The organism is Jannaschia seohaensis, from assembly GCF_900116765.1.
In the GTDB taxonomy this organism is placed as follows: Bacteria; Pseudomonadota; Alphaproteobacteria; order Rhodobacterales; family Rhodobacteraceae; genus Jannaschia; species Jannaschia seohaensis.
In genome coordinates, this window is sequence record NZ_UETC01000023.1 from 21,059 (window position 1) to 40,272 (window position 19,214).

Annotated in this window: 16 protein-coding genes and 3 pseudogenes; 10 read left to right on the forward strand and 9 right to left on the reverse strand. The window is 58.0% G+C overall.

What is annotated here, in order from left to right; translation table 11 throughout:
- The first annotated feature begins 29 nt into the window (after positions 1-29).
- Positions 30-629, forward strand: coding sequence for a pyridoxamine 5'-phosphate oxidase family protein (locus DTQ71_RS22235; protein WP_109566480.1), 600 nt, complete (start codon positions 30-32; stop codon positions 627-629).
- 214 nt (positions 630-843) lie between these two features.
- Positions 844-1,365: a hypothetical protein gene (locus DTQ71_RS23290; RefSeq protein ID WP_146204919.1), complete on the forward strand. Its 522-nt coding sequence runs from the start codon at positions 844-846 to the stop codon at positions 1,363-1,365.
- 47 nt (positions 1,366-1,412) lie between these two features.
- On the opposite strand, the gene DTQ71_RS22240 is transcribed toward DTQ71_RS23290, so the two are convergent.
- Complete coding sequence (locus tag DTQ71_RS22240; protein ID WP_109566481.1) at positions 1,413-1,697, reverse strand: hypothetical protein; 285 nt, start codon at positions 1,695-1,697, stop codon at positions 1,413-1,415.
- 240 nt (positions 1,698-1,937) lie between these two features.
- Here DTQ71_RS22240 and DTQ71_RS22245 point away from each other — a divergent pair, with 240 nt between their 5' ends.
- Complete coding sequence (locus tag DTQ71_RS22245; RefSeq protein ID WP_245947705.1) at positions 1,938-2,213, forward strand: ParB N-terminal domain-containing protein; 276 nt, start codon at positions 1,938-1,940, stop codon at positions 2,211-2,213.
- A gap of 485 nt (positions 2,214-2,698) precedes the next feature.
- On the opposite strand, the gene DTQ71_RS22250 is transcribed toward DTQ71_RS22245, so the two are convergent.
- From DTQ71_RS22250 to bla, 3 genes are all read right to left on the reverse strand, one after another.
- On the reverse strand, positions 2,699-3,973 hold the full coding sequence (locus DTQ71_RS22250; protein ID WP_109566483.1) for an MFS transporter: 1,275 nt from the start codon (positions 3,971-3,973) through the stop codon (positions 2,699-2,701).
- A 513-nt stretch (positions 3,974-4,486) separates the two neighbouring features.
- Positions 4,487-6,076, reverse strand: a complete 1,590-nt coding sequence (locus DTQ71_RS22255; protein ID WP_211317178.1) for a serine hydrolase domain-containing protein — start codon at positions 6,074-6,076, stop codon at positions 4,487-4,489.
- Between the two features lie 16 nt (positions 6,077-6,092).
- On the reverse strand, positions 6,093-7,145 hold the full coding sequence (bla, locus tag DTQ71_RS22260; RefSeq protein ID WP_211317179.1) for a class A beta-lactamase: 1,053 nt from the start codon (positions 7,143-7,145) through the stop codon (positions 6,093-6,095).
- Between the two features lie 157 nt (positions 7,146-7,302).
- Between bla and DTQ71_RS22265 the strand changes: the two genes are divergently transcribed.
- The 3 genes and pseudogenes from DTQ71_RS22265 to DTQ71_RS22275 all read left to right on the forward strand — a co-directional run bounded on the left by DTQ71_RS22265 (position 7,303) and on the right by DTQ71_RS22275 (position 9,775).
- Complete coding sequence (locus tag DTQ71_RS22265; protein WP_211317180.1) at positions 7,303-8,322, forward strand: AraC family transcriptional regulator; 1,020 nt, start codon at positions 7,303-7,305, stop codon at positions 8,320-8,322.
- Positions 8,323-8,407: 85 nt separating this feature from the next.
- A pseudogene (locus DTQ71_RS22270) lies at positions 8,408-8,569 on the forward strand (IS3 family transposase); the annotation flags it as partial.
- A 72-nt stretch (positions 8,570-8,641) separates the two neighbouring features.
- Positions 8,642-9,775 carry an alpha/beta hydrolase gene (locus DTQ71_RS22275; RefSeq protein ID WP_109566485.1) on the forward strand — a complete coding sequence of 378 codons (1,134 nt, stop codon included), beginning with the start codon at positions 8,642-8,644 and terminating at the stop codon, positions 9,773-9,775.
- Between the two features lie 161 nt (positions 9,776-9,936).
- Here the strand turns inward: DTQ71_RS22275 and DTQ71_RS23295 are convergent, their stop codons facing one another.
- Positions 9,937-10,413 carry a hypothetical protein gene (locus DTQ71_RS23295; RefSeq protein ID WP_146204920.1) on the reverse strand — a complete coding sequence of 159 codons (477 nt, stop codon included), beginning with the start codon at positions 10,411-10,413 and terminating at the stop codon, positions 9,937-9,939.
- Between the two features lie 415 nt (positions 10,414-10,828).
- Between DTQ71_RS23295 and DTQ71_RS22280 the strand changes: the two are divergent.
- Positions 10,829-11,263 (forward strand): annotated as a pseudogene (locus DTQ71_RS22280) (integrase core domain-containing protein); the annotation flags it as partial.
- Positions 11,264-11,332: 69 nt separating this feature from the next.
- Positions 11,333-11,662, forward strand: a complete 330-nt coding sequence (locus tag DTQ71_RS22285; RefSeq protein WP_109566486.1) for a potassium channel family protein — start codon at positions 11,333-11,335, stop codon at positions 11,660-11,662.
- A 206-nt stretch (positions 11,663-11,868) separates the two neighbouring features.
- Here the strand turns inward: DTQ71_RS22285 and DTQ71_RS22290 are convergent, their stop codons facing one another.
- Complete coding sequence (locus tag DTQ71_RS22290; RefSeq protein ID WP_170125549.1) at positions 11,869-12,816, reverse strand: helix-turn-helix domain-containing protein; 948 nt, start codon at positions 12,814-12,816, stop codon at positions 11,869-11,871.
- A 274-nt stretch (positions 12,817-13,090) separates the two neighbouring features.
- On the opposite strand from DTQ71_RS22290, the gene DTQ71_RS22295 reads away from it, so the two are divergent.
- The gene (locus tag DTQ71_RS22295) at positions 13,091-14,725 is read left to right on the forward strand and encodes a M81 family metallopeptidase (protein WP_109566488.1); all 1,635 of its coding nucleotides are present in this window, start codon (positions 13,091-13,093) and stop codon (positions 14,723-14,725) included.
- Positions 14,726-15,244: 519 nt separating this feature from the next.
- On the opposite strand, the gene DTQ71_RS22300 is transcribed toward DTQ71_RS22295, so the two are convergent.
- Entirely contained in the window at positions 15,245-16,267 is a 1,023-nt protein-coding gene (locus tag DTQ71_RS22300; protein ID WP_245947706.1) for an alpha/beta hydrolase, read from the reverse strand.
- A gap of 263 nt (positions 16,268-16,530) precedes the next feature.
- Here DTQ71_RS22300 and DTQ71_RS22305 point away from each other — a divergent pair, with 263 nt between their 5' ends.
- On the forward strand, positions 16,531-18,207 hold the full coding sequence (locus tag DTQ71_RS22305) for an alpha/beta hydrolase (RefSeq protein ID WP_109566489.1): 1,677 nt from the start codon (positions 16,531-16,533) through the stop codon (positions 18,205-18,207).
- 58 nt (positions 18,208-18,265) lie between these two features.
- Here DTQ71_RS22305 and DTQ71_RS22310 read toward each other — a convergent pair whose 3' ends face one another.
- The gene (locus DTQ71_RS22310) at positions 18,266-18,535 is read right to left on the reverse strand and encodes an META domain-containing protein (protein ID WP_109566490.1); all 270 of its coding nucleotides are present in this window, start codon (positions 18,533-18,535) and stop codon (positions 18,266-18,268) included.
- Positions 18,536-18,539: 4 nt separating this feature from the next.
- Positions 18,540-18,953: pseudogene (locus DTQ71_RS22315) on the reverse strand (acyl-CoA transferase); the annotation flags it as partial.
- Between the last annotated feature and the right edge of the window lie 261 nt (positions 18,954-19,214).

Below are 19,214 nucleotides of genomic sequence, written 5' to 3' on the forward strand. Positions count from 1 at the left end.
ACATGTGATTGGAGACAGGTTGGATCAGAATGTCGGCACCGGACTACACCCCGCCCATGCGCGCTCTACAGGACCGTTTCGAGACGCGCCGCCTCGCAGACAAGATTGCGGAGCATGTCTTCCACGAAGAACTGAAGGAAGACGAAGCCGACCTGATCACGAATGCAATGTTCTTCTTCATGGCGACCACAGACGCATACGGACGGCCGCAATGTTCCTACAAGGGTGGCCCCCGTGGATTCGTGAAGGTCATCGGCCCCGCGGAGCTTGTGTTTCCGCTGTATGAGGGAAACGGTCTTTACCTCTCCGCGGGCAATATCGCAGACAAATCGAGGGTCGGCCTGCTTTTCATCGATTTCGAGGCTCAGAAACGCACGCGGGTGAATGGCGTGGCGGACCTTATAGATGATCATCCGGCACTGGTTGACACGGCTGCCGCGCAACTTGGTGTTCGCGTACGAATAACTGACATTCACCCAAATTGCCTGCGGAATGTCCACAAGATGCAATTCGTGGAGACGTCCTCGTACACGCCGAAATCGGACGATCAGGATGTGGAGAAGGCGCCTTGGGGTGAAAGCTTCCGAGATGTCCTGCCCGCACACATGCGACCAGCGCATTTGCGGTGACAATACCATACGTAACCAACCATAGGTCCGCTTCGTCCGCAAATCCGACACCGAGGCAGTTCAGCGCCAACGGCAGCTTCTGATGGCGGCGGACCTTCGGCACGGGCGCAGCGATCGACTGCCTAGGGCTCGATCCAGCCATAAATTGCGAATTGCACGGGAGTAATCAACAGGCGAATTTGGAAAATGCCGGAACAGCGCTATGTTCTCGTAGATGCCACAGAACCTACATGACTTGCTCCAACAGGATGAGCCCTCTGCCTTGCCGCGGATCGAACGGGCACTGCTATCCCAAGATGATCTATCTGCAGATCAAGAAGCCGTCTTGAGCGCTTTGGTTTGGCAACGTTGCACCGGCGGAGCGGCCGGACTTCTTGGGTGTGTTCTCCACCAAGATTGCGCAAAGCTTATCGACAATCTGCCAAACCAGCTTGCACGCATTGGGGCTGCAGATGCTTCCATTGCGACTAAGGAACTTCGGAATGCAATCCCACTCGACGACGGGCAGATAAGAGGTGGCGTGGCAGATTGGATCGATACTCAACCCGACATCGTCAAAAAAGCCCATGAGTTGGATGACGGTCTACACGAGCTCGATCAAACCATCTGGGATTTCATGAAAGATCCTTCTACCGACATCCCCGATCTTGAGATTCTCACGCGCACGGAGTCGCTCGTGTCTTCCGTAGTCGGGCTCTTCAGGTCAAAACAGCGACGAATCCTCTCAGGCTGGTAAAACCAAATACATGTAAATGGCCGCGATCAGCCAGGTGGCGAGCCTGCCTAAGTCCAGTCGGCCACCACTTCGCCGCCCTGCGGCGTGGGCATCGCGGCTAGGTGCGGCCCCATCCGTCCCCAGAGCGCGCGGACCTGCTCGGCGTTCGAGTCTGAGAGCTCCTGGCTTTCCACCAACGAAATGACATAGCCGCTCCCGTCTTCGCCGAGTACGTTAATGAACTGCTTCAAGCCGGGTAGTTTCATTATGTCGGCCTTCATCTTCTCTAAAGTGGCCAGTGCGGCCTCCCTCTCGCCGGATTTCAACTGATATGGCGTCACGCGAGCAAACATGGGTGGTTCCCCCCTCGATGGTCCCATCAGCACGGGACTGTGCTGGTGCGGGACATGCACGAGTGTGCCATAAAAAGGCATTCAGAAGGGACTTATTTGCCCATACGCCGATGGGCGCGATGGCCGCAACGCTCATCCGGGTGTCCGGATACCATCCGCTCGATCTCGCGTTTCGCCCGCGCCAACCATGATTAACGACCGGATGGCGCACAGAGCGGAAGTCAGAATGCAACGGCCAAATTGGACAACGCAGTGCACGTTGTCGGTATGCTGCCTGTGAGCACTCTTCTAATCGCCTCGTTCCGTGTACCAGTCAAACCTAGAAAGACGCTTGAGGCAGATAAGGTGTTGGTGCTGGCCGAGGACATTCTGGAAAACGGGCAACGGACTTCGATCCGCGTTCGGGCGGACGTTACCGGTTCTGTTTTGGTCGAGGGGCTTCACCGTCTGGAAGCACTGATCGCTTTGGGTGAAGAAACAGTCGAAGGCTACACGGTCAAAGCGCGGTTGCACTGAACACGCTATATGTCAATGTCGGCTCCCTATGGCCGCAATGTCCGCGACCCAGGCGTTGGGGCGGGTTCGCAGCGAACGGCCGCAATGGCGAACGTTCGATTTCTATTCCATCTGGCCGAGTGCCACCGGCGTCGAAGTGTTCGACTCGGCCCTAAAAAACATTTGCGACCAATGACTTACGAGATCTGCACCAACATGGCGCAGTCATTAGGTCCAGAGAATACCGGCCCCGAGAGACCGCTTCCGGGCCACTTTGCACTAGAGCCGGTGCTCAGCCCCTCACGCATAACCCTCGAAAAAAAGGAAAATTGAGGCCGCAGCCGGATCGGGAGAACGCCTTCTCAAGGGCAAATGGCGGAGGGGATGGGTCTTGCGACGAACCTTCTCCACATTGAGACGCCACATCCGCAGGCATCACGGTGGCATCTGACCGCCAAGACCCCTTGATGTGAGCCCGAACGAGATCGAAGGCGGGGCCCGCAGGTTCATGTCTTAGCCTTTTTCTTCTGGCTCGGTGCGACTTCCAGACTGCTCGTCTCGGTCGATACGAAGGCGGTCTTCTCGGCTCTGTCCGCGGCCTTCGCTCTTTTGAGCCTGAAGAGGACGTAACTCGTGTAGCTCACCATCAGAAAAGTGAGCAGCCAACTCGCGGCTTCGTCTCCGAATGCAGCCGAAACCAGGCTCGCCAGCAGGGGCCCGGCGACGGCGCCCATTGTCCAGACGAACAGCAAGGTGACTGTGGTCGACGCAACGTAAACTGGAACCGTGCGATCCATGGCATGAGCAACAAGTAAGGAGTATGCTGTAAGAAGGGCGCCTCCTAGGACAAAGAGCAAGCCAAGAAACACCAATTGCAGGTTGGTCCCTACGAAGGCCCTGTAATCCGAGCCGTCTCCGGAACCGGCAATTGACAGGTACAGCAACACGGCAGATGCCACGCAGCCGTTCGCTACGATTATCCTGCGTCGATCGAAGAAGTCTGACACCCACCCCAAGGGATACATGAAAACGATGCGACCCAGATAAAGCGCACCGATGGCAAGCGCGATCTCCTCGGCGTCGATACCTTGGGTGGCCGCTCGATAGGGACCTACATTGAGAAGCGTGGTTGCGACCATGCCGACCGTGAACGAACCAAGCCAGGCGGTCGGGGACTCCCGGAACACCGCCGTGAGACGAACCGAGGCATCAGCGTGCGCCGATGGCGGATCAGTCCGGGCGGCTGTCAGAATGACGATCGCAAGGCAGTACAGTAACGAAACCACCACAAACGCGACATTGATATCGTCGGGAAGGACAGGGATCATGATCTGGCTGCCGACGGAAAGGGCGCCGAGCAGAATTGCATAGATCGCCAGCAAGCGCCCTCGGCTGTTTCCATCCGCCGATTGGCTGACCCAGGCGTCTCCGATAGCGAAAAGCGCAGCCGTCGCCAGGCCAGTGGTGAATCTCACGCCAAGCAGAACCGGAACGAATTCGGTCAAGGCGAAGATCAATGTCGACGCTATGCAGATCGCCGCGCCGGCAGCAAACGATCGGATGTGGCCGATCTGTGTTATCCAGCGGGACGTACGAAAACAGCCGACCAGGAAGCCGAGCGAGTAGAATGCCGGCGCGAGCGCCGCAGCTTCCTGAGAAGCGCCGGACTCGGCGAAGTCGAGGGCGACGAGCGTTCCGGACGCAGCCGTGACCAGCTGGATCGAGGCCATCGCGGCGAAAAGCGCGCGAAGTGTGAGTAGTTGTTTGTTGAATACTCTCATCGAGCGTTCCTGACCAGTTCATTTACTGGACAAAGCAGCACGCGTCGGACCGACTCATCTCGATCTACTGGCCAGTGGACGTGACACTTTGATGGCCGTATGTGGTCCGCCTAGCCCAAATGCGGCTCCTGCCCCTGCTCAGACGTTCAATCAACATAAACCTCGACCAGCAGCGGCTACATGGAATAGCTGACAGAAACCGGGGTCTGTCCGTCGACATAGCCAACCTGCTGAGTCGAGCTCTAGGCGACCCTGGTCCCAGTGATCCATACGGGGTGATCAGTTTGTTCGTCACAAGGATATTGGCATCTTTATCAGGGCTTGGTTCAGCCGTCAAAGACGTTGGCCGTGGCGAACGAGAGCGGCCCGGAGGCGACTTCTGCCGCCGCCTGCGAGGCGGAACTGACAGCGGCGGCACGCGCCGCTGTCACGGTCTTGGGGTTCGGTGGAGAGTTCGATCCTGCACAGCGCAGGATCGCCTCTCCACCTGATCCGTGGCTCTTGTCGCCCCGGTTATTGGAAGACAGTACCGGAGAGGTCGAAGTCATCGACCGCCCCGTCGCCCCGAATGAAGATCCGGTGGTTGAATCGCACGTAGTTGAGTTCGCCAGACGGATCTTCGAGCAATTCGCCAAGGGCTCCCTCGTTCGGGCCTTCGGTGATGATAAAATAGCCATCAGCCGTGTTGGCCACATTGGCAGGCGCGGGATCCGATCCGCTGGTCAATGCGGAGAACTGCACAAACACATATTTGTCGCCCTCTTTGCGGATCTCGATGTTTTGGGAATTCCCCTTGAAGACGCCGACGAAGGGATCGAGCACAGCCGGATCGACACCCGCTGCGACCGGAGAGTCGGCCTCGATTCCCGTAAAGGCTTTGACCATTGCATTCGCAACTTTCTTGTAGGCCTCGGATCCGCGATCGCTGTGGACCAAAACCACCACGGCAAAGTCGCGATCCGGGATCAGCTGCAGGAAGGAACGCGTGCCGGGCCAATTCCCGCCGTGGCTGGGGCTGGTGATCCCGTCGTAATCGTGGATGAACCATGTCAACCCGGTAAAGTCGCCGGCCTCAGCCTCGACTGCCGGAGCGTGGGCATAGTCCAGCGCTTCTTCGGACAGCAGCTGGTTCCCGGCGGCGTCCTTGCCGTCCAGCTGAAAGCGGGCGTATTTCAGCATGTCGTTAATCGTCGACCGGAGCGCGCCGGAGGCTGCGGACTCTCTGATCAACGGAATGTAGTACGGCTCGAGATCGTTGATGTTGCCATCGCCGTAGATCGGCGGATGACCCCATGCGTAATCCTTGGCCGGCGGGGTGGCGTCGTAGTTAAAGGATGACGACTCCATGCCGAGCGGGGTGAGCAGGTTCTCTTCGATCAGGTCCTCGATCGGCTTTCCGCCGGCATGCGACACCACATGGGTTGCGAAGGTGATGCTGGTGTTGTTGTACATCCAGGTTTGACCGAACGGATAGAGCTGCTCGACGTAAGCCGCCTGGAGCATGACCTTCTCGCTGATCGACCCGCCCGGAGGAACACGAAGGAACCCATGGTCGCCATACCAGCCAGCGCGATGGTGGAACAGGTCAACGACCCGGGCTTTCGACGTTGCTTCTGCATCCGCGACCCTCCACCACGGCAGGAGGTCGACGACACGCGCGTTCAAATCCAGTTCGCCCCGTTCGGACAGCTGCAGGGCCACCGTCGACAGGAAAGTTTTGGTCACAGAGCCAATTTGAAATTGGGTATCAGGGGTAACGGCCTCGTCGGTGCCTACCTTGGTGATGCCGAGGCCGGCGCTGTAGGTGTTGGGCCCATGGATGACCCCGACACCAAGCCCCGGGATGTTCATTTCATTGATCAGTTCAGCAGTTTCGGCGAGGACCGCATCAAATGTCGCCTGGCCCTCTTCTTGTGTCATGGCCTGCTGTGCGAGTGCCGGTGTGACGCACAGTAGCGACGAAACAAGCAGGGCAGGTAGTGGTTTCATTAGGTTCTTCACTCGATTTTTCCTTTGCATTGGAGTTTTCTTGGCGGGATAACGATGGCTCTTGGCGGAGAGTTCTGTCTTCGCCGTGCAGGAGCGCACTGGCAGATCCTGCACGGCGAAGTTTCCCCGCTTACTGCTTCGCCATCTGCCCGACATTGAAGTAGTCGAACAGCGACCGGGCGACCTCGGCAATTGCCCGATCCCTGTCCGCCTCGGATGTCTCGCTGCTCTTGGTGAACACGGCGATTGCAAACCGGCGACCGTCGGGGAGCGTGATATAGCCGACGTCATTGGCCACTCCCCCGATGGTTCCGGTCTTGTTCCCCACGGGCGTTCCACGGGGCAGCAGGCCCTTGAGCCGGCCAGCGCCGGTGCGCGTGCGCGACATGACGTCAATCAGGAAGTCGCGGCTCTCGGCGCTTGTCGCAGCGCCACTGTCGATGGCAAGCAGGAGTTCCAGCATCGCAAGCGGCGTTGCCTGGTCGCGGGGATCCGCCTCGAAGTCCAGATTGCGGTCAGCCTGGATCTTCAAGAGTTCCGGCCGGGCCATGAAGACCTCTGTGGCGAGTTTATGCGTGGCCGGTCCCGGCAAACCATAGAACTCCCCGATGATCTCGCCGGTGGGCCGATCGACTCTGATATCGCTGATCCCGATCCTGCGCAGATATTCGGTTACTGCGGCGGGTCCGCCGGCCAGCCCCATCGAGATGTCGGTCGCCGTGTTATCGCTCTCCGTGATCATCACCTCGATCACGTTCGCGATCGACAACTGGAGCCCAGGGTGAACGAATGTGCCGTTCAGCGCAGCGTCCCCGATCATCATCATGTCGAGTGTGACATCGACCATCTGGTCGAGGCTGAGTTCGCCTTTGTCGACGCGATCCAATACCGCAGCGGCGATCGCAACCTTGTAGGTGCTGGCCATGACGAAGGTTTCATCGCCATTGAACGCGATGACGTCGTCGCCACCGATTTCCTGCGCCGCGAAGCCGATGCGCCCGGCAAGCTTCGTCGCGACCCGCTCGATCGCGGCTCCGACGGACTGTCCTTCCGCTGTCTGGGCATAAGCCGGACCGAAGGTCGCCGCTGAAACAGTCATCAGCCCGGCAATAAGTATCGAATTCAAAAGGGATTTTTTGACCTTCATGATGTTTTCCTCCGGCATTTCCTGGCTCCAACGCATTCCGAGATCACCAGGGCCGCGTGGCCATCGCCCGAGTCTCCTGATCTATGGCTTGTTGGCTAACATGCCCGCGCCGCAACCTGTTTGCGGCTCATGCCACCTGTGTCATAAACATGGCCCACAAGGTTAACCTCAGGGCGTTGAGGGAGCAGCAAGAATGAGCAAGAAATCTGGCCCGAGGTTCACGCGCGGGATGTTGATTCTGTCACCGTTCGCAAAGGCTTTCACCTCGCGGGGCGGCGATATTGAGGCGCTCCTGGTCCGAAACGGTATTCCCGTCGGTGCGCTGACCGACCCTGCGATGCTGGTTGACGCGTCCGCCTGTTATTCCGCCATGGAGGATATGGCGGAAACGCTCGGCGATCCGTATTTTGGCGCAAAGGTGGCAATCGAAACAGCGAGGAAAGGAACGCCGGCATTCCGGGATTCGGCGGCCCATGCTCTCAACTTGGGAGATTTTCTGTCCCGGGTGGTGGTGGAAGTCTCAAAGCAGGTTGATAACGTGCGGTACTCCGTTTCCATCACACCCGGCATTGTAAACTTCGACATTCACCGCACCGTCAAGGTTACCAAGCCGTCGACACAGTTGGATGCAGTCGGCGTCGCGCTTTATGTGACTTTGATGAAGAAAGGGATGGGAGAAACTTTCAACCCAAAAGACATCCTTATCACTGTACCGACCACCCAGGGGCTTCTGCCGGGCATTCTTCCGAAACAGGCGCTCGTCACATCCCAGATCGACGGAATGCGAATTTCATTTCCGCCGCACTGGCTTTGGGCACCGTTCTCACTGGACTGGGACTTGGTGAAGGCGTCACGAGGGGAGTTTGCCACAGATGGCGCCAGCGAAGCGACCCTCTCCTATCTTCGCGGCATGCTGAGGGACAACATCGCTTATCAGGATCTGACACTGCCGGACTTTGCCTCGATCTGCCGCATGCATCCACGCCGCATCCAGCGCATCCTGTGGGCTCTGGGCACCTCCTACAGTCAACTGAAGGACGACGTGCGCCAGAGCGTCACCGAAGACCTCTTGTCGAGCACGACCCTGCCCGTTGCGCAAATCGCCGTGCAGGTAGGTCTCTCCGGCCCAGCCGCCCTTGACCGTGCATTCAGGCGGTGGACCGGTAGGACGCCGACACAATTCAGGGCAGAATCGAAGCCCGAACAGGTCTAACCTGCCCCCCGCGAAATCCCTCACGGTGATTTAGGGTAAGTGCCGACCCTGAAGGAGTAGACGAATGGGGAAGAGCCGTTTCTGTCGTTACGACTACAACACGGTCAGACCGCAATCATCGCTGGGCAACCAGACACCGCTGCAAGTGTGCCGGACGCTTGAGCAATTTGAGGGCTCCGCGCCCGGCGCGCTTGCGCAAGACAGGCAACCCGAATACCCAGATCCAACCTGCAGACTCTCATTATGACGGAGGGATCTCGCGGGGGCAGGTCACGTCGCGTGTTTACGCTCAACTCATAAACTGGGGACAAGTCTTCCGATGTTTTTTGGCGTAGATGAGGCGAAGTTCAAGGCCTGTGTTCTATTGTTTGTCACAAGTCTTGTAATTGTGGGCTGCGGTCCGGCGGAACGCGGGATAATCGGCCTGGCAGCCGAACCTCAGAATGGTGATGCTGCCGAAAATCTCAGAAAGCACGAGATCTTCATCCTGACCTCGCGTGCTCCGGACAGTGATTCAACCATTTTGTTCTCGGGAAAACGATCTTCCAAAATTGGGTTGGCGGCACTGACGGTCAGTGTGCCCCCGAACCACACACCCGGCAAGATAGAGAGCCCCCGGTCCGGCATCCCCCGTCCAACGGAGCATTTCGCCGCAACCGATTCAGCAATCTTTGCGTCCGAAGCCGATTTCGTCTCCGCCTTGCAGGCAGAATTGAACCGGCGCTCTGTCCATAACCGGAACGTTTTGGTTTTTGTGCATGGCTACAACACAACCTTGTCAGAAGCAGTTCTTCGGATGGGTCAATTCGTCGAGGATTCCGGCTATGAGGGTGTTCCAGTTTTGTTCAGTTGGGCCTCTGGCGGCCATTTGTTGGACTATGTTTATGACATGAACAGCGTCCTGATCGCGCGGGACGACCTGTTGCTCGGTGCTAATCTTATCTCGCAAACCAACGCACAAGCCGTTGATGTTCTATCGCATTCCATGGGCAATCTGCTGACGGTCGAAGCAATGCGACAGGCAAAACTTAACGGCACCTTGAACCGGACAGGTCGGCTTCGCCATGTCATTTTGGCGGCACCCGACATTGACGCCGATCTGTTCCGGCAGCAGCTGGCACCGTTTGCCGACAATGAGCGGAAGTTTTACATTCTTATCTCTCACGACGACCGGGCTCTGAGTTTTTCCCGGCTTCTTGCGCGAGGAGTGCCGCGGGTCGGCAATGAGGACGTCGAAGACCTGGCCGGACTTGGCGTGACAGTCTTAGATCTGTCTGAGATCGACGTGAATGGTTCAAACCACTCAAAATTCGCAGACTCGCCCGAGATAGTGCAGTTGATTGGCAAGAGATTAAGCGTCGATGGAGTGGGGACGAGGAACGGTTCGGATCCACTCCTCTCGTCGGTGCTGATGCTGCCGATTACAGTCACCGCAGCGACGTTGGCCCGGTGACCGACGCAACGTATGAGCATCAACGAGCGAACTCTGGGTCATATCTTAAACGTCAACGCAATGGTTGCGTTGAAGGACCCCGCGACGAAGGCGTTTGACCTCTTGCCGGTCAAGCCATCGGACATCATCACGGATCATGCAACCAAGACAAAAGAGTGGTTTTAATCGCCAGCCTTCACCATCATGGCGTCGCTGATTTCGAACAAGCGCGTGTTGCCACAGATCACGATGACTGAGCGCAGGCGGGAGGCTGGTGCAACTGCTGTCATTGAAACCGTCTGGGTATCCAGCACCTGTGCAACCATTCCGTCCGGCGGCGTCGTGGAAATCACCGCGAAGACCGATGGCACTGCAGAACGATCTGCCTTTCCGATTTTCAGGCCGACGGTATATCCTGGTGTGGGCAGCGTGAGATCGCCACTCACGAAAAGGAGGGGGGATGCCCCATCATGCGGAGCCGGGGTGAGTTGTACGACCCAGTTGCTGCTTTCGATCACAGGGCAATCATTGGTTGGCGTCGAGGAAGACATTTCGCGCTCGCTCTGGGCTTGATCCGACTGGTTTTGCGCATTGCACGCAGTCGTGGCAAGCATCGGTAAAACCGCCAGACAGAGGACTAAAGCTTTCGATTGTATCATGACTGGGTCCTCCTTAAGCTAAACCCTTTTCGCCGCCGCTTTTGCGTCGCCCGACATCAAGAGCTTCTGATTCGCAGCAGCTTGTGACGTCCTTTTAGTACGATTCTGTTCACAGCATGCCCCCCGAATGCCTTTGGCACGGCAAAGAATGTATAGGTCCAAATGGCTAACAGCGGCTAACAAACAATAGTAGAGAGAATTTTGACTCGCTGCAGCCGGGAAACAAGATCCAATTCCTACGCTGGCGAAATCCACCTGGTGCGTTTGGAATCGTGGTCGGGTACCATTCGGCTCGCCTGTCGAGGTCTCGGTCAGCACCGGTCAACCCAGCGGAACGTGCTGCAAGGCCGCGACAATGATGATACGCCAACCGCGGACATCATCGCACTTGCCTCTGAATGCAGGCGCTACGGATATCCGCATTGACAGGAAGTTCCGCTCAACGGATGTCATCGACGTGCTGTCCGACCTTTTCATCCTGCAGGGCGTACCCGATCATATCAGTCCCGAAAACGGTCCTGACTCCATCGCCAAGGCCGTGAGAGGTTTGATGGCTGCTGTCGGATCAAAGACCGCGTGAATCGAGCCTGGCAGTCCGTGGGAGAAAGGCCACTGCGGGAGCTTCACCGAGAAGGTCCCCGACGAACTCCTGAACGGAGAGATCTTCTTCAGCCTCGCCGAGGCTAAGATCGCCATTGCGAGCTGGCGCCGGCACTGCAACACCAAACGCCCGCACTCACCGCTGGGCTATCGGCCACGAGCCCCGGAGGTCGTGAAGTGGCCAGCATCGCCATCCGGCCCCACTTCGCTGGCCACCCCGAGCGTAGCGCCAAGACCCGTCCTGCACTAAGATTGAAGCCGGACCACCCGATTGGGGCAGGCCAACCAACCCAAGCCGCGCTATTGTGGAGTGTCTTCTATGCTGTCTTTCGCCATCACCTTCGTAAGACTACTCAAAGCAATTATGCACTCTTGGAGTGTTCCGATGTTTCGGGCCAATTTGGCGCTGGCCGTGCTTATTCTGCTTTCTGCAACTCTGTTCTACCACTCTGTGGAAGGATGGTCGTGGATCGACGCATTGTATTTCAGTGTAACGACAATTTCGACCGTTGGTCTTGGTGATTTGTCGCCGCATACCGATTTAGGCAAGCTCTTCACGATCATCTACATCTTCGTTGGCGTTGGCGTTTTCGTCGCGCTGTTCGCTCAATTCGCGCGCGCTTTGTTGAAGGTGGAGGATGATAACTAAGAGCCACCCCACAAATCAACTGACGAAGTCTGATGATGCCTGAAAATCTAAAGCCATTACAGAAACGAAGAGCGTCCCTGGAGCTTGATTCCTGCAGGATGCTGATGCGACCAGTCGACACACACGAGGACGGTTGCGCTCAAATGCGGCCACAAATGCTTTAAGGTTAAGCCTTAACGAAGGCAAAATCTGGGAGCCCGGCGCATTCATCTCTTTTTGAGGGTCTCTGACGGCGATTCCCCAAAGAAGTTGCGATATCGTTTGGCAAAGCGACCGCTGTGGGTGAAGCCAAGCGACAGGGCAACATCTTTGACTGAAGGTGGGACCCTTTCCGCCGCAAGGAATGCAGAGCGCGCTTGGGTAATTCTTTTCGCTTGCGAGTACGCAATTGGCGAAACGCCGTAGACTTCATTGAAACACAAGTGCAATGTTGTTGCTCCGACGTTAGCTGCCTTGCAAAGGTCAGCTATGCTTGGTGGATTGGTCGTGCGGTCTTCAAACAGTCCTTCTGCGCGCCTGACAACTCGCACGGGGTCAAGATCGAGATGTGAAAATGCATTCTCGTCGATTGTCTTTGCTATGATGAGACCGGCAATCTCAGAAAAAAGATCATTCTCGACGACAGCATCAAGTGCGAACTTACCGGGGCCTATACATCTGTCCAGCGACGCTTCTATCGTCTTCAGAATCCGCCTGTGAAACCTTGTGCCCAAATCTGAACCAAGGGTAATCCGTTGGTCGTTGAGGGCGATATCACCGATATATCGTCCGCTCAAATTGGCGCATACATCCCTCAGTCTAGATTTTCGCACACCCAATGCTAAGTTGTGTCTCCTTTCGCCGGTGGTGGAATATCCGTCAGGCCCGCCAGACAGAAAAACATCGAACGGTCTTGCCAATTGACCGTTGAAAACGTAGTCGCCGAGCCAATCTACTGGTACCATCAAAACCATCCAGTCCTGGTGAGGCACGATGGTACTGGCCATTTTGGGCGCGACCTTGCTACGGAAGATAAGCAGATCCCGTCCAGTGACTTGCAGCATTTTGTACTCAAGGCGTCCTGGCGAGAGTTGGACCGCTTCGGCTTGAAGGGTGGGCAGGCCGCGCCAAAACTCCTGATGCGTCAGGTCGGTCTTCGCCGGAAAGTGCGTCAACTGCTTCGGTGGCCCCACAGTCATGAAACCTCTCACTGCTGGCGGATGTTCAGGAAAAACCTAGCGCCATCGATTCCTAGGTGAACTTGTAGCCGTCGGCGGCGTAGGATTTGCCCCCCGATTCTGGGCCCATCTTACCACCAGCGTAGGATCTGACCCTCATTTTCAGGCTCGGACCGTCGCCCTGGAGGTACACGTCGACAATCCGGCAACCGAACCCGAAGCACTTGACCGCGGTACGTGCTGTCGCACTGCCCGAGATGGAGTAGAGCTCATGAAGCGTAGAACATTCAATACCTTAGCTGTCACTGCAGGGGTTGCGGCGATATCGTCACCTTTACTTGGGTCCCCAGGAAAAGTTGGAAAATTGAGGGTCTGCTGTGTCGGTTTTTTCCATGAAACAAACACATACCTCACCGAAGGGATGGGCGAAACCACGCTGGACAACATGCGCATTTTTCGGGGTGATGAAATCAAGTCGCTCAGAGGAACAGCCTTGGGTGGGGCAGTAGATGTGTGTGAGGAAAACGGCTGGGAGTTGCTCCCAGGTCTCATATACGGACCAGACTCGAGCTTTGGTTTGGTGAATGCTCAATTCTGGAACGATGCGAAGAAAGAAATGCTTGATACGCTTAGAGCGCAGATGCCGTTGGACATCGTTTACCTCGCTCTTCACGGTGCAGGCGTTGTGGATGGAACACCCGATCTTGAAGGAGACTTGGCGGAGTCCGTCAGAGGACTGGTGGGACAGGACACGATGATCGTCTGGTCCGGCGACCTGCATGGCAAGATCACGGACAAAATGAAGAACAATATGAATTTCTTCAGCGCCTGCAAAAAATATCCTCATCTGGATATGAATGAAGCTGCACGTGATGCGATGTATCGTGCCGCTGCGATCCTGGCAGGGGAGTCGGATCCGACCCCGGCCTATCGCAAAGTGCCGCTGATGATTCCGCTCAGTAACACCGAAGAGGAAGGCATTTTTGGAAATCAGCTCAAGGAAAAGTGTATTGAGATCGAAAACCGTCCCGGTGTTCTCAATTGCTCTGTAATGCATGGTTTCCCGTACCAGGACACCGATTTTATCGGCGTGTACCCGATGGTCACCACCGAAAACAACGCCGAGTTGGCACAAGATCTGGTGGACGAACTCTCTCAATGGATATGGGATCACAAGGATGATGCCTTTTATCCACTGAATGACTTGGACTCAACGATGAGCACTGTACTGGCCATGCTCGACAGAGACGGCCGCTATGAGCGTCAGCAGCCGACGAAGGGTGATATCATCGACCATACACCGATTGTGATTGGGGACGCTGCGGATAATCCAGGTGGTGGGGCGGGCGGCTCGGGGACGCACCTGCTGCGCGCCCTTTTGGAAACAGAAGGCTTGGGTAAAGTCGCCTTCATTTCCATACACGATCCGGAAACCGCACAGGCCGCAGTCGCTGCCGGTGTAGGAGCGACAATCGATGTGAGCCTCGGGGGTAAATTTGAGCCAATTGCGGGCGAACCGATTAAAACCAAAGCCTATGTCAAGTCAATTTCGGATGGCTACGAGTTCGTTCGTGGGGGGACCGCTTATGGTATCCCTTACAACTTTGGTCCCTCAGTCAGGCTGGTCATCTCGGATACGGTGGATGTCATCGTCATATCCGGTCTGGTCCAGGCCTATGACGACTCACAGGCGAGGCCGCATGGTATCGCTATCCAAGAATATGACGTTATAGGTGTCAAAAGCGGAAACCACTTCCGAGCGTTCTATGAAAACTTCACCGACAAGGTGCTGATCGTTGATGTTCCCGGAGCGACCAGTCGCGATATCACTCTTTTCGAGCACACGCAGTTGACGGAACCCATCTACCCTCTCGACGAGAACACAACGTTTACGGTTGCGAATTAGGAAAAATCTGCAAGAGCAAGCTTACAAAGGCGTGCACTACTCTTGCGAGGGATTCTCATCGATGTCTTCGGTGAGAATCCCTCCGGGTGCCTTCACACTTCAATCCACAGAGTGGAGGAAGCCAATAGGTCGTCTCGGCGAAGAACTCGTGGGGCGCCTCGAGTCCCGTGGGTTCAAGACACCGCCCGTCGCACATGTTCAGCACCGAACGGGACACCATACACGGTTGAGTCGCTCTGGCCTCGGACGAATGCAGGACCCTTTGTTGAACCAGAGCCTCGATTTCCTCGGTTGCCTTCTGCCCTTCTTCTGGCCGCATGGCAGGATCAGACAGGAGCCGAAGCGGCAATGGCGCTGTCTCAGATCTTGTGCTTGATCTTGCTGCCAGTCCCCGGTGCCACAGCGGGTTGGGTTCTGGACCACAGTGTATTCCCGGCGATCCTCGGGGCTGCTTTCGCGGGAGGGATCGACATGCTGCTGTCGATTGTCAAATACGTCATACACTGACCTGCTGCGCGGCTATTCATTCGTCGCGGGTCGAAGGCGCCAAAGGTTTTCACCCTGCGCGACGAGGCCTTGCCGCGCGTCGGCCCGTTCGCCCGCATGCAATAGGCGGCGTAGGTCCTCGCCGATGGCTCGGCTGTAGATGTGATAGAGATGACCTGTTGGACCTTCGCTGGGAAGGTCGCTGAGGTCGATCACCTCGACGCCTGCAAGTCGGGAAACATCGTTTCCCGTCTCCCCAAGCCGCGGGTAGCCATGCAATTGCGCGGAGAGCGCCAGCGGTCTGTCCCCGCTCGTCGCGTAGACTGTCATGCTCTCGGCGATGGGACGCACCCGGGGTAAAATTCGCTCGAAGATCCCGAAATCCATATCCGGCGCCAGCAGCACAACATGTCCGAGCCGGATGTCGGGATGCCGATTGGCAACTTCGGTCAGCGCGAGAACGACACCCCGAGCACCAAGGCTGTGCCCGATGACATCCACGTTTCTTGCGCCGAAGCGCCGCTCCAACTCTATGATCGTGTCCGCAATGTCCGGCAGGCTCCAGTAAAGGTCGGCTTCGTCATGGGTGTAGTAGGCTGCGCCACCGTCCGATGGCCAGCTGAACCACAGGAACCGCCCCACAAGGTCGGCGTTCTGCTGTAGCAACGCAGCGCGGCGGCAGCCTTTCTCGAAGCTGATATAGTATCCGTGGACATAGAGCGCCGGACCACGTGCGCCGGCCGTTCCTTCTAGCCGATCAAGGATGGCGCCCGGGTCCGCTTCCTCCACCGTCTGAACGCGGAGGAGTTCCTCGCGCAAGAAATTCGGGGCCATGTCGGCAAGGGGCGCCAGAACGCCAAGGTCGAGCTCTTCGACGCCGCATGTGCCCGCTTTCAGATCGCTGCGTTCTCCTCCGTAAAAGTCAGCTGGATCATCCGACCCTGTCCTGTTGCGAAGCGTGAAATAGGGGAATTCCAAGGCCTGGATCTCCGTCTGGGCCGTCGACGGCACGGGGAAGGCGCATGACAAGGCGCCAAGGCAGAGCATGACGCCCATCAGGCGGGCGAAGGATGGTGCGCACATTTTCATCCCCGATATGTACCTCAGCCGCGTTTGCCGAAAAAAGGACCTTGGCGTTTGCACCATGCACTTTCACCATGAAGGCACAGGGTCTCGCACAGGCGGTGCACCACACTGGCATTTTCGAATATAGAAGTGGGAAAATAAATGATTGCGTCGCCTCGCAAGCCTTTTGCGCGTCGAGCTGCCTCGTGACAAGGTTGGAACCGAGACGTCGAACCCAATGTCAAAGAGGCAACATGAACAACGGGCAAATAGCCAGGATCATCGGCAAGGTCTCGGTGCCGTGCTTGCTCCTCGGGCTGCTCTTCTTTGCGGCCTCGCTGACCCCGTCGCTCATCCCGCGCGGACCGGCTGTGCAAGGACTCCTCGGCGGGCTTGTCATGGCGATCGGCTATCTGATCGGCCAGATCGTTGCGCTGCTCTGGCGGGCGGCCGATCTTCCGCAATTCTCCGGGCGGCCCGCAAACGTCCTGACAACGGTGATCGCGCTACCGCTCGTGGCGTTCTTTCTCTGGGTTCTTGGGGCCAGCCTGCGGTGGCAGAACGACATCCGCGGGAAGATGGGCATGGAAGAAGCGGATGCGCTTCAACTCGCCACGATCCTGCTGATCGCCTTTCCGACCTTTGCCGTCGCTTTCGCGCTTGGACGCGTTGTCGCCGCGCTGTTCCGCCTGATCCGGTCAAGGTTCTATCGCGTCATGCCGCCGCGGCGCGCCAATGTGCTGGGGTTCATCGCGGTCGTGCTCATCCTGTTCGTGGTCACGCGTGATGGCATCGTCGATGGGGTCGTGACGGGCCTCGACGAAAGCTACGAAGCCGCCCAGGAGCTCTTTGAGAACGCCCCGTCGCCTCCCGGCGACCCACGCATGACCGGCAGCGCAGAGTCCCTGATCGATTGGGCATCCATGGGCAAGCCCGGGCGGGACTTCATCACCTCCGGCCCAACATCCGAGGATATCTCGGCCTTCACCGGTCGGTCCGCGCTTAATCCGATACGCGTCTATGTCGGGCGCGCCAATGGCGAGACGCCCGAGGCGCGGGCCGAACTGGCGCTTGCCGAACTGATCCGGCAAGGCGCGTTCGAGCGCGACGTTCTGGTCGTGGCAAGCCCCACCGGCACCGGCTGGATGGACCCGGGATCCCACGATCCGGTCGAATACATGCATGGCGGGAACATCGCCACGGTCGCCGCGCAGTATTCCTACCTGCAATCGCCCTTGGCCCTGATCCTCGAGACACGCACGGGGCTTGAACAGGCGACCGCGCTTCAGGACGTGGTGCATGGGTACTGGAAGACGTTGCCCGTCGACGCGCGGCCCCGTCTATACGTTCACGGGCTGAGCCTTGGCGCATGGTCGTCGATGCATGCCACGAACATGTTCCGACTGCTCGACGATCCCATCGACGGCGCGTTCTGGGTCGGGCCGCCCTTTCCCTCTGCCTTCTGGAACCATGTGCAGAACCAGCGCAATCCGGGCACACCCTGGGTCCTGCCGGAGATCGGGGACGGGTCGCTGATCCGCTATGCATCCCACACGGCGGATGCGTCCGTGGCCGCGGCGGAATGGGGGGGCATGCGCATCGTCTTCCTGCAATATTCAAGCGACCCGGTCGTATTCTATGACCCCCGGTCGCTCTGGCGGGCGCCGCCCTGGATGCGGGATCCGCCGGCCGAGGACATGACGGAGCACTTCATCTTCATGCCCGTCGTGACGCAGTTCCAGCTGGCGCTCGACATGGCCCTGTCCTTTGGCGCGCCGCCCGGCCACGGCCATGCCTACTTCGCGGAGGACTATATAGGGCCTTGGGTTCAGGTCACCGCGCCCCCGGATTGGCCCCCCGAAGATACGCAGCGGCTCAAGGCGCATTGCAACGTCGGCTACCAACTCGGTTGCGCCAACGGTCAGCGGTGATAGGGAGCGTCATGGCGAAGGTGGCCGACACACGCGATGCTTCGAGACGGCCACCCTGTCACTCGGGGGTCTCGAACAAATGCAAGACGGCACGCCCGTCGAAATCCTCCATCACAAGGCCCGCACCATAGAGCACGTAATCCGAAACCTGCGCGAGCGCGTCAAGGAAACGCCGCTCCTGCGCCTCGATCTCATCGGGGCAGGCCATCATGGTTCCGGCCATGTTCTCGGGAAATGCAAGCCCGAGGCCGGATGGCTGCACCTGTCCTCGAAACCGGTTGCACCCTCCAAAAACTGAGCCATTCATCGCGTCGTCGATCACGAGCATACACGAGCTGATCGGCCCTGGTGTAGTGCAACACGGCCGGGATCACGGCGGCCTTCAGGCTGGCCGCGCCCGCGACCGGCAGATCGACCGGGCGCGGCGCTTCCGCCTCGACCCAGTCGCAGAGGCCGCCCAGCGTCCGGTCGGCGGCGACTGCCGAGCCGACGCTGGCAGTCAGCGTGTCGAAGGCGGCGTCACGGTCGACTCTTTGGACAACGGCCTCGACCTCTGCGCGGTGCTGGTGGTGGCAGGCGAGCGGCGACAGCGTCACCTCGGGTTCGCCGGGCTCGCCGTCACGCAAGATCAGCAGCCCCTCGGCCGGCACGCGCTTGGGCAGCACCTCGCCGCGGAGCGCAGTGGCGGGCAGCGCCGAGAGCCGCGCATTCAGCGCGGCGAGAATGGTTTCGCGAGGGGTGGGCATAGTTCTCTTCACATCGCAACATCATTGCGTAGCGTCTTGTGCGTTCGAACGGATTTCAAAAGACTTCCTGACAGGAAGGGTCTTGAGAGGTTGGACGATGCTCTTCAATGTCGAAAAAGCGCTTGGTCTGCCGGATATCCGGCATGTCGTTTCGAAGCGCGAGCAAGTGCTAAAGCGGCGGACCTTTACGTAGGCGCATAGCCTGCATGACGGAGGTAGTTCCGGCATTCGTCTGCGCTGAACATTCGACAGATCGAGCCG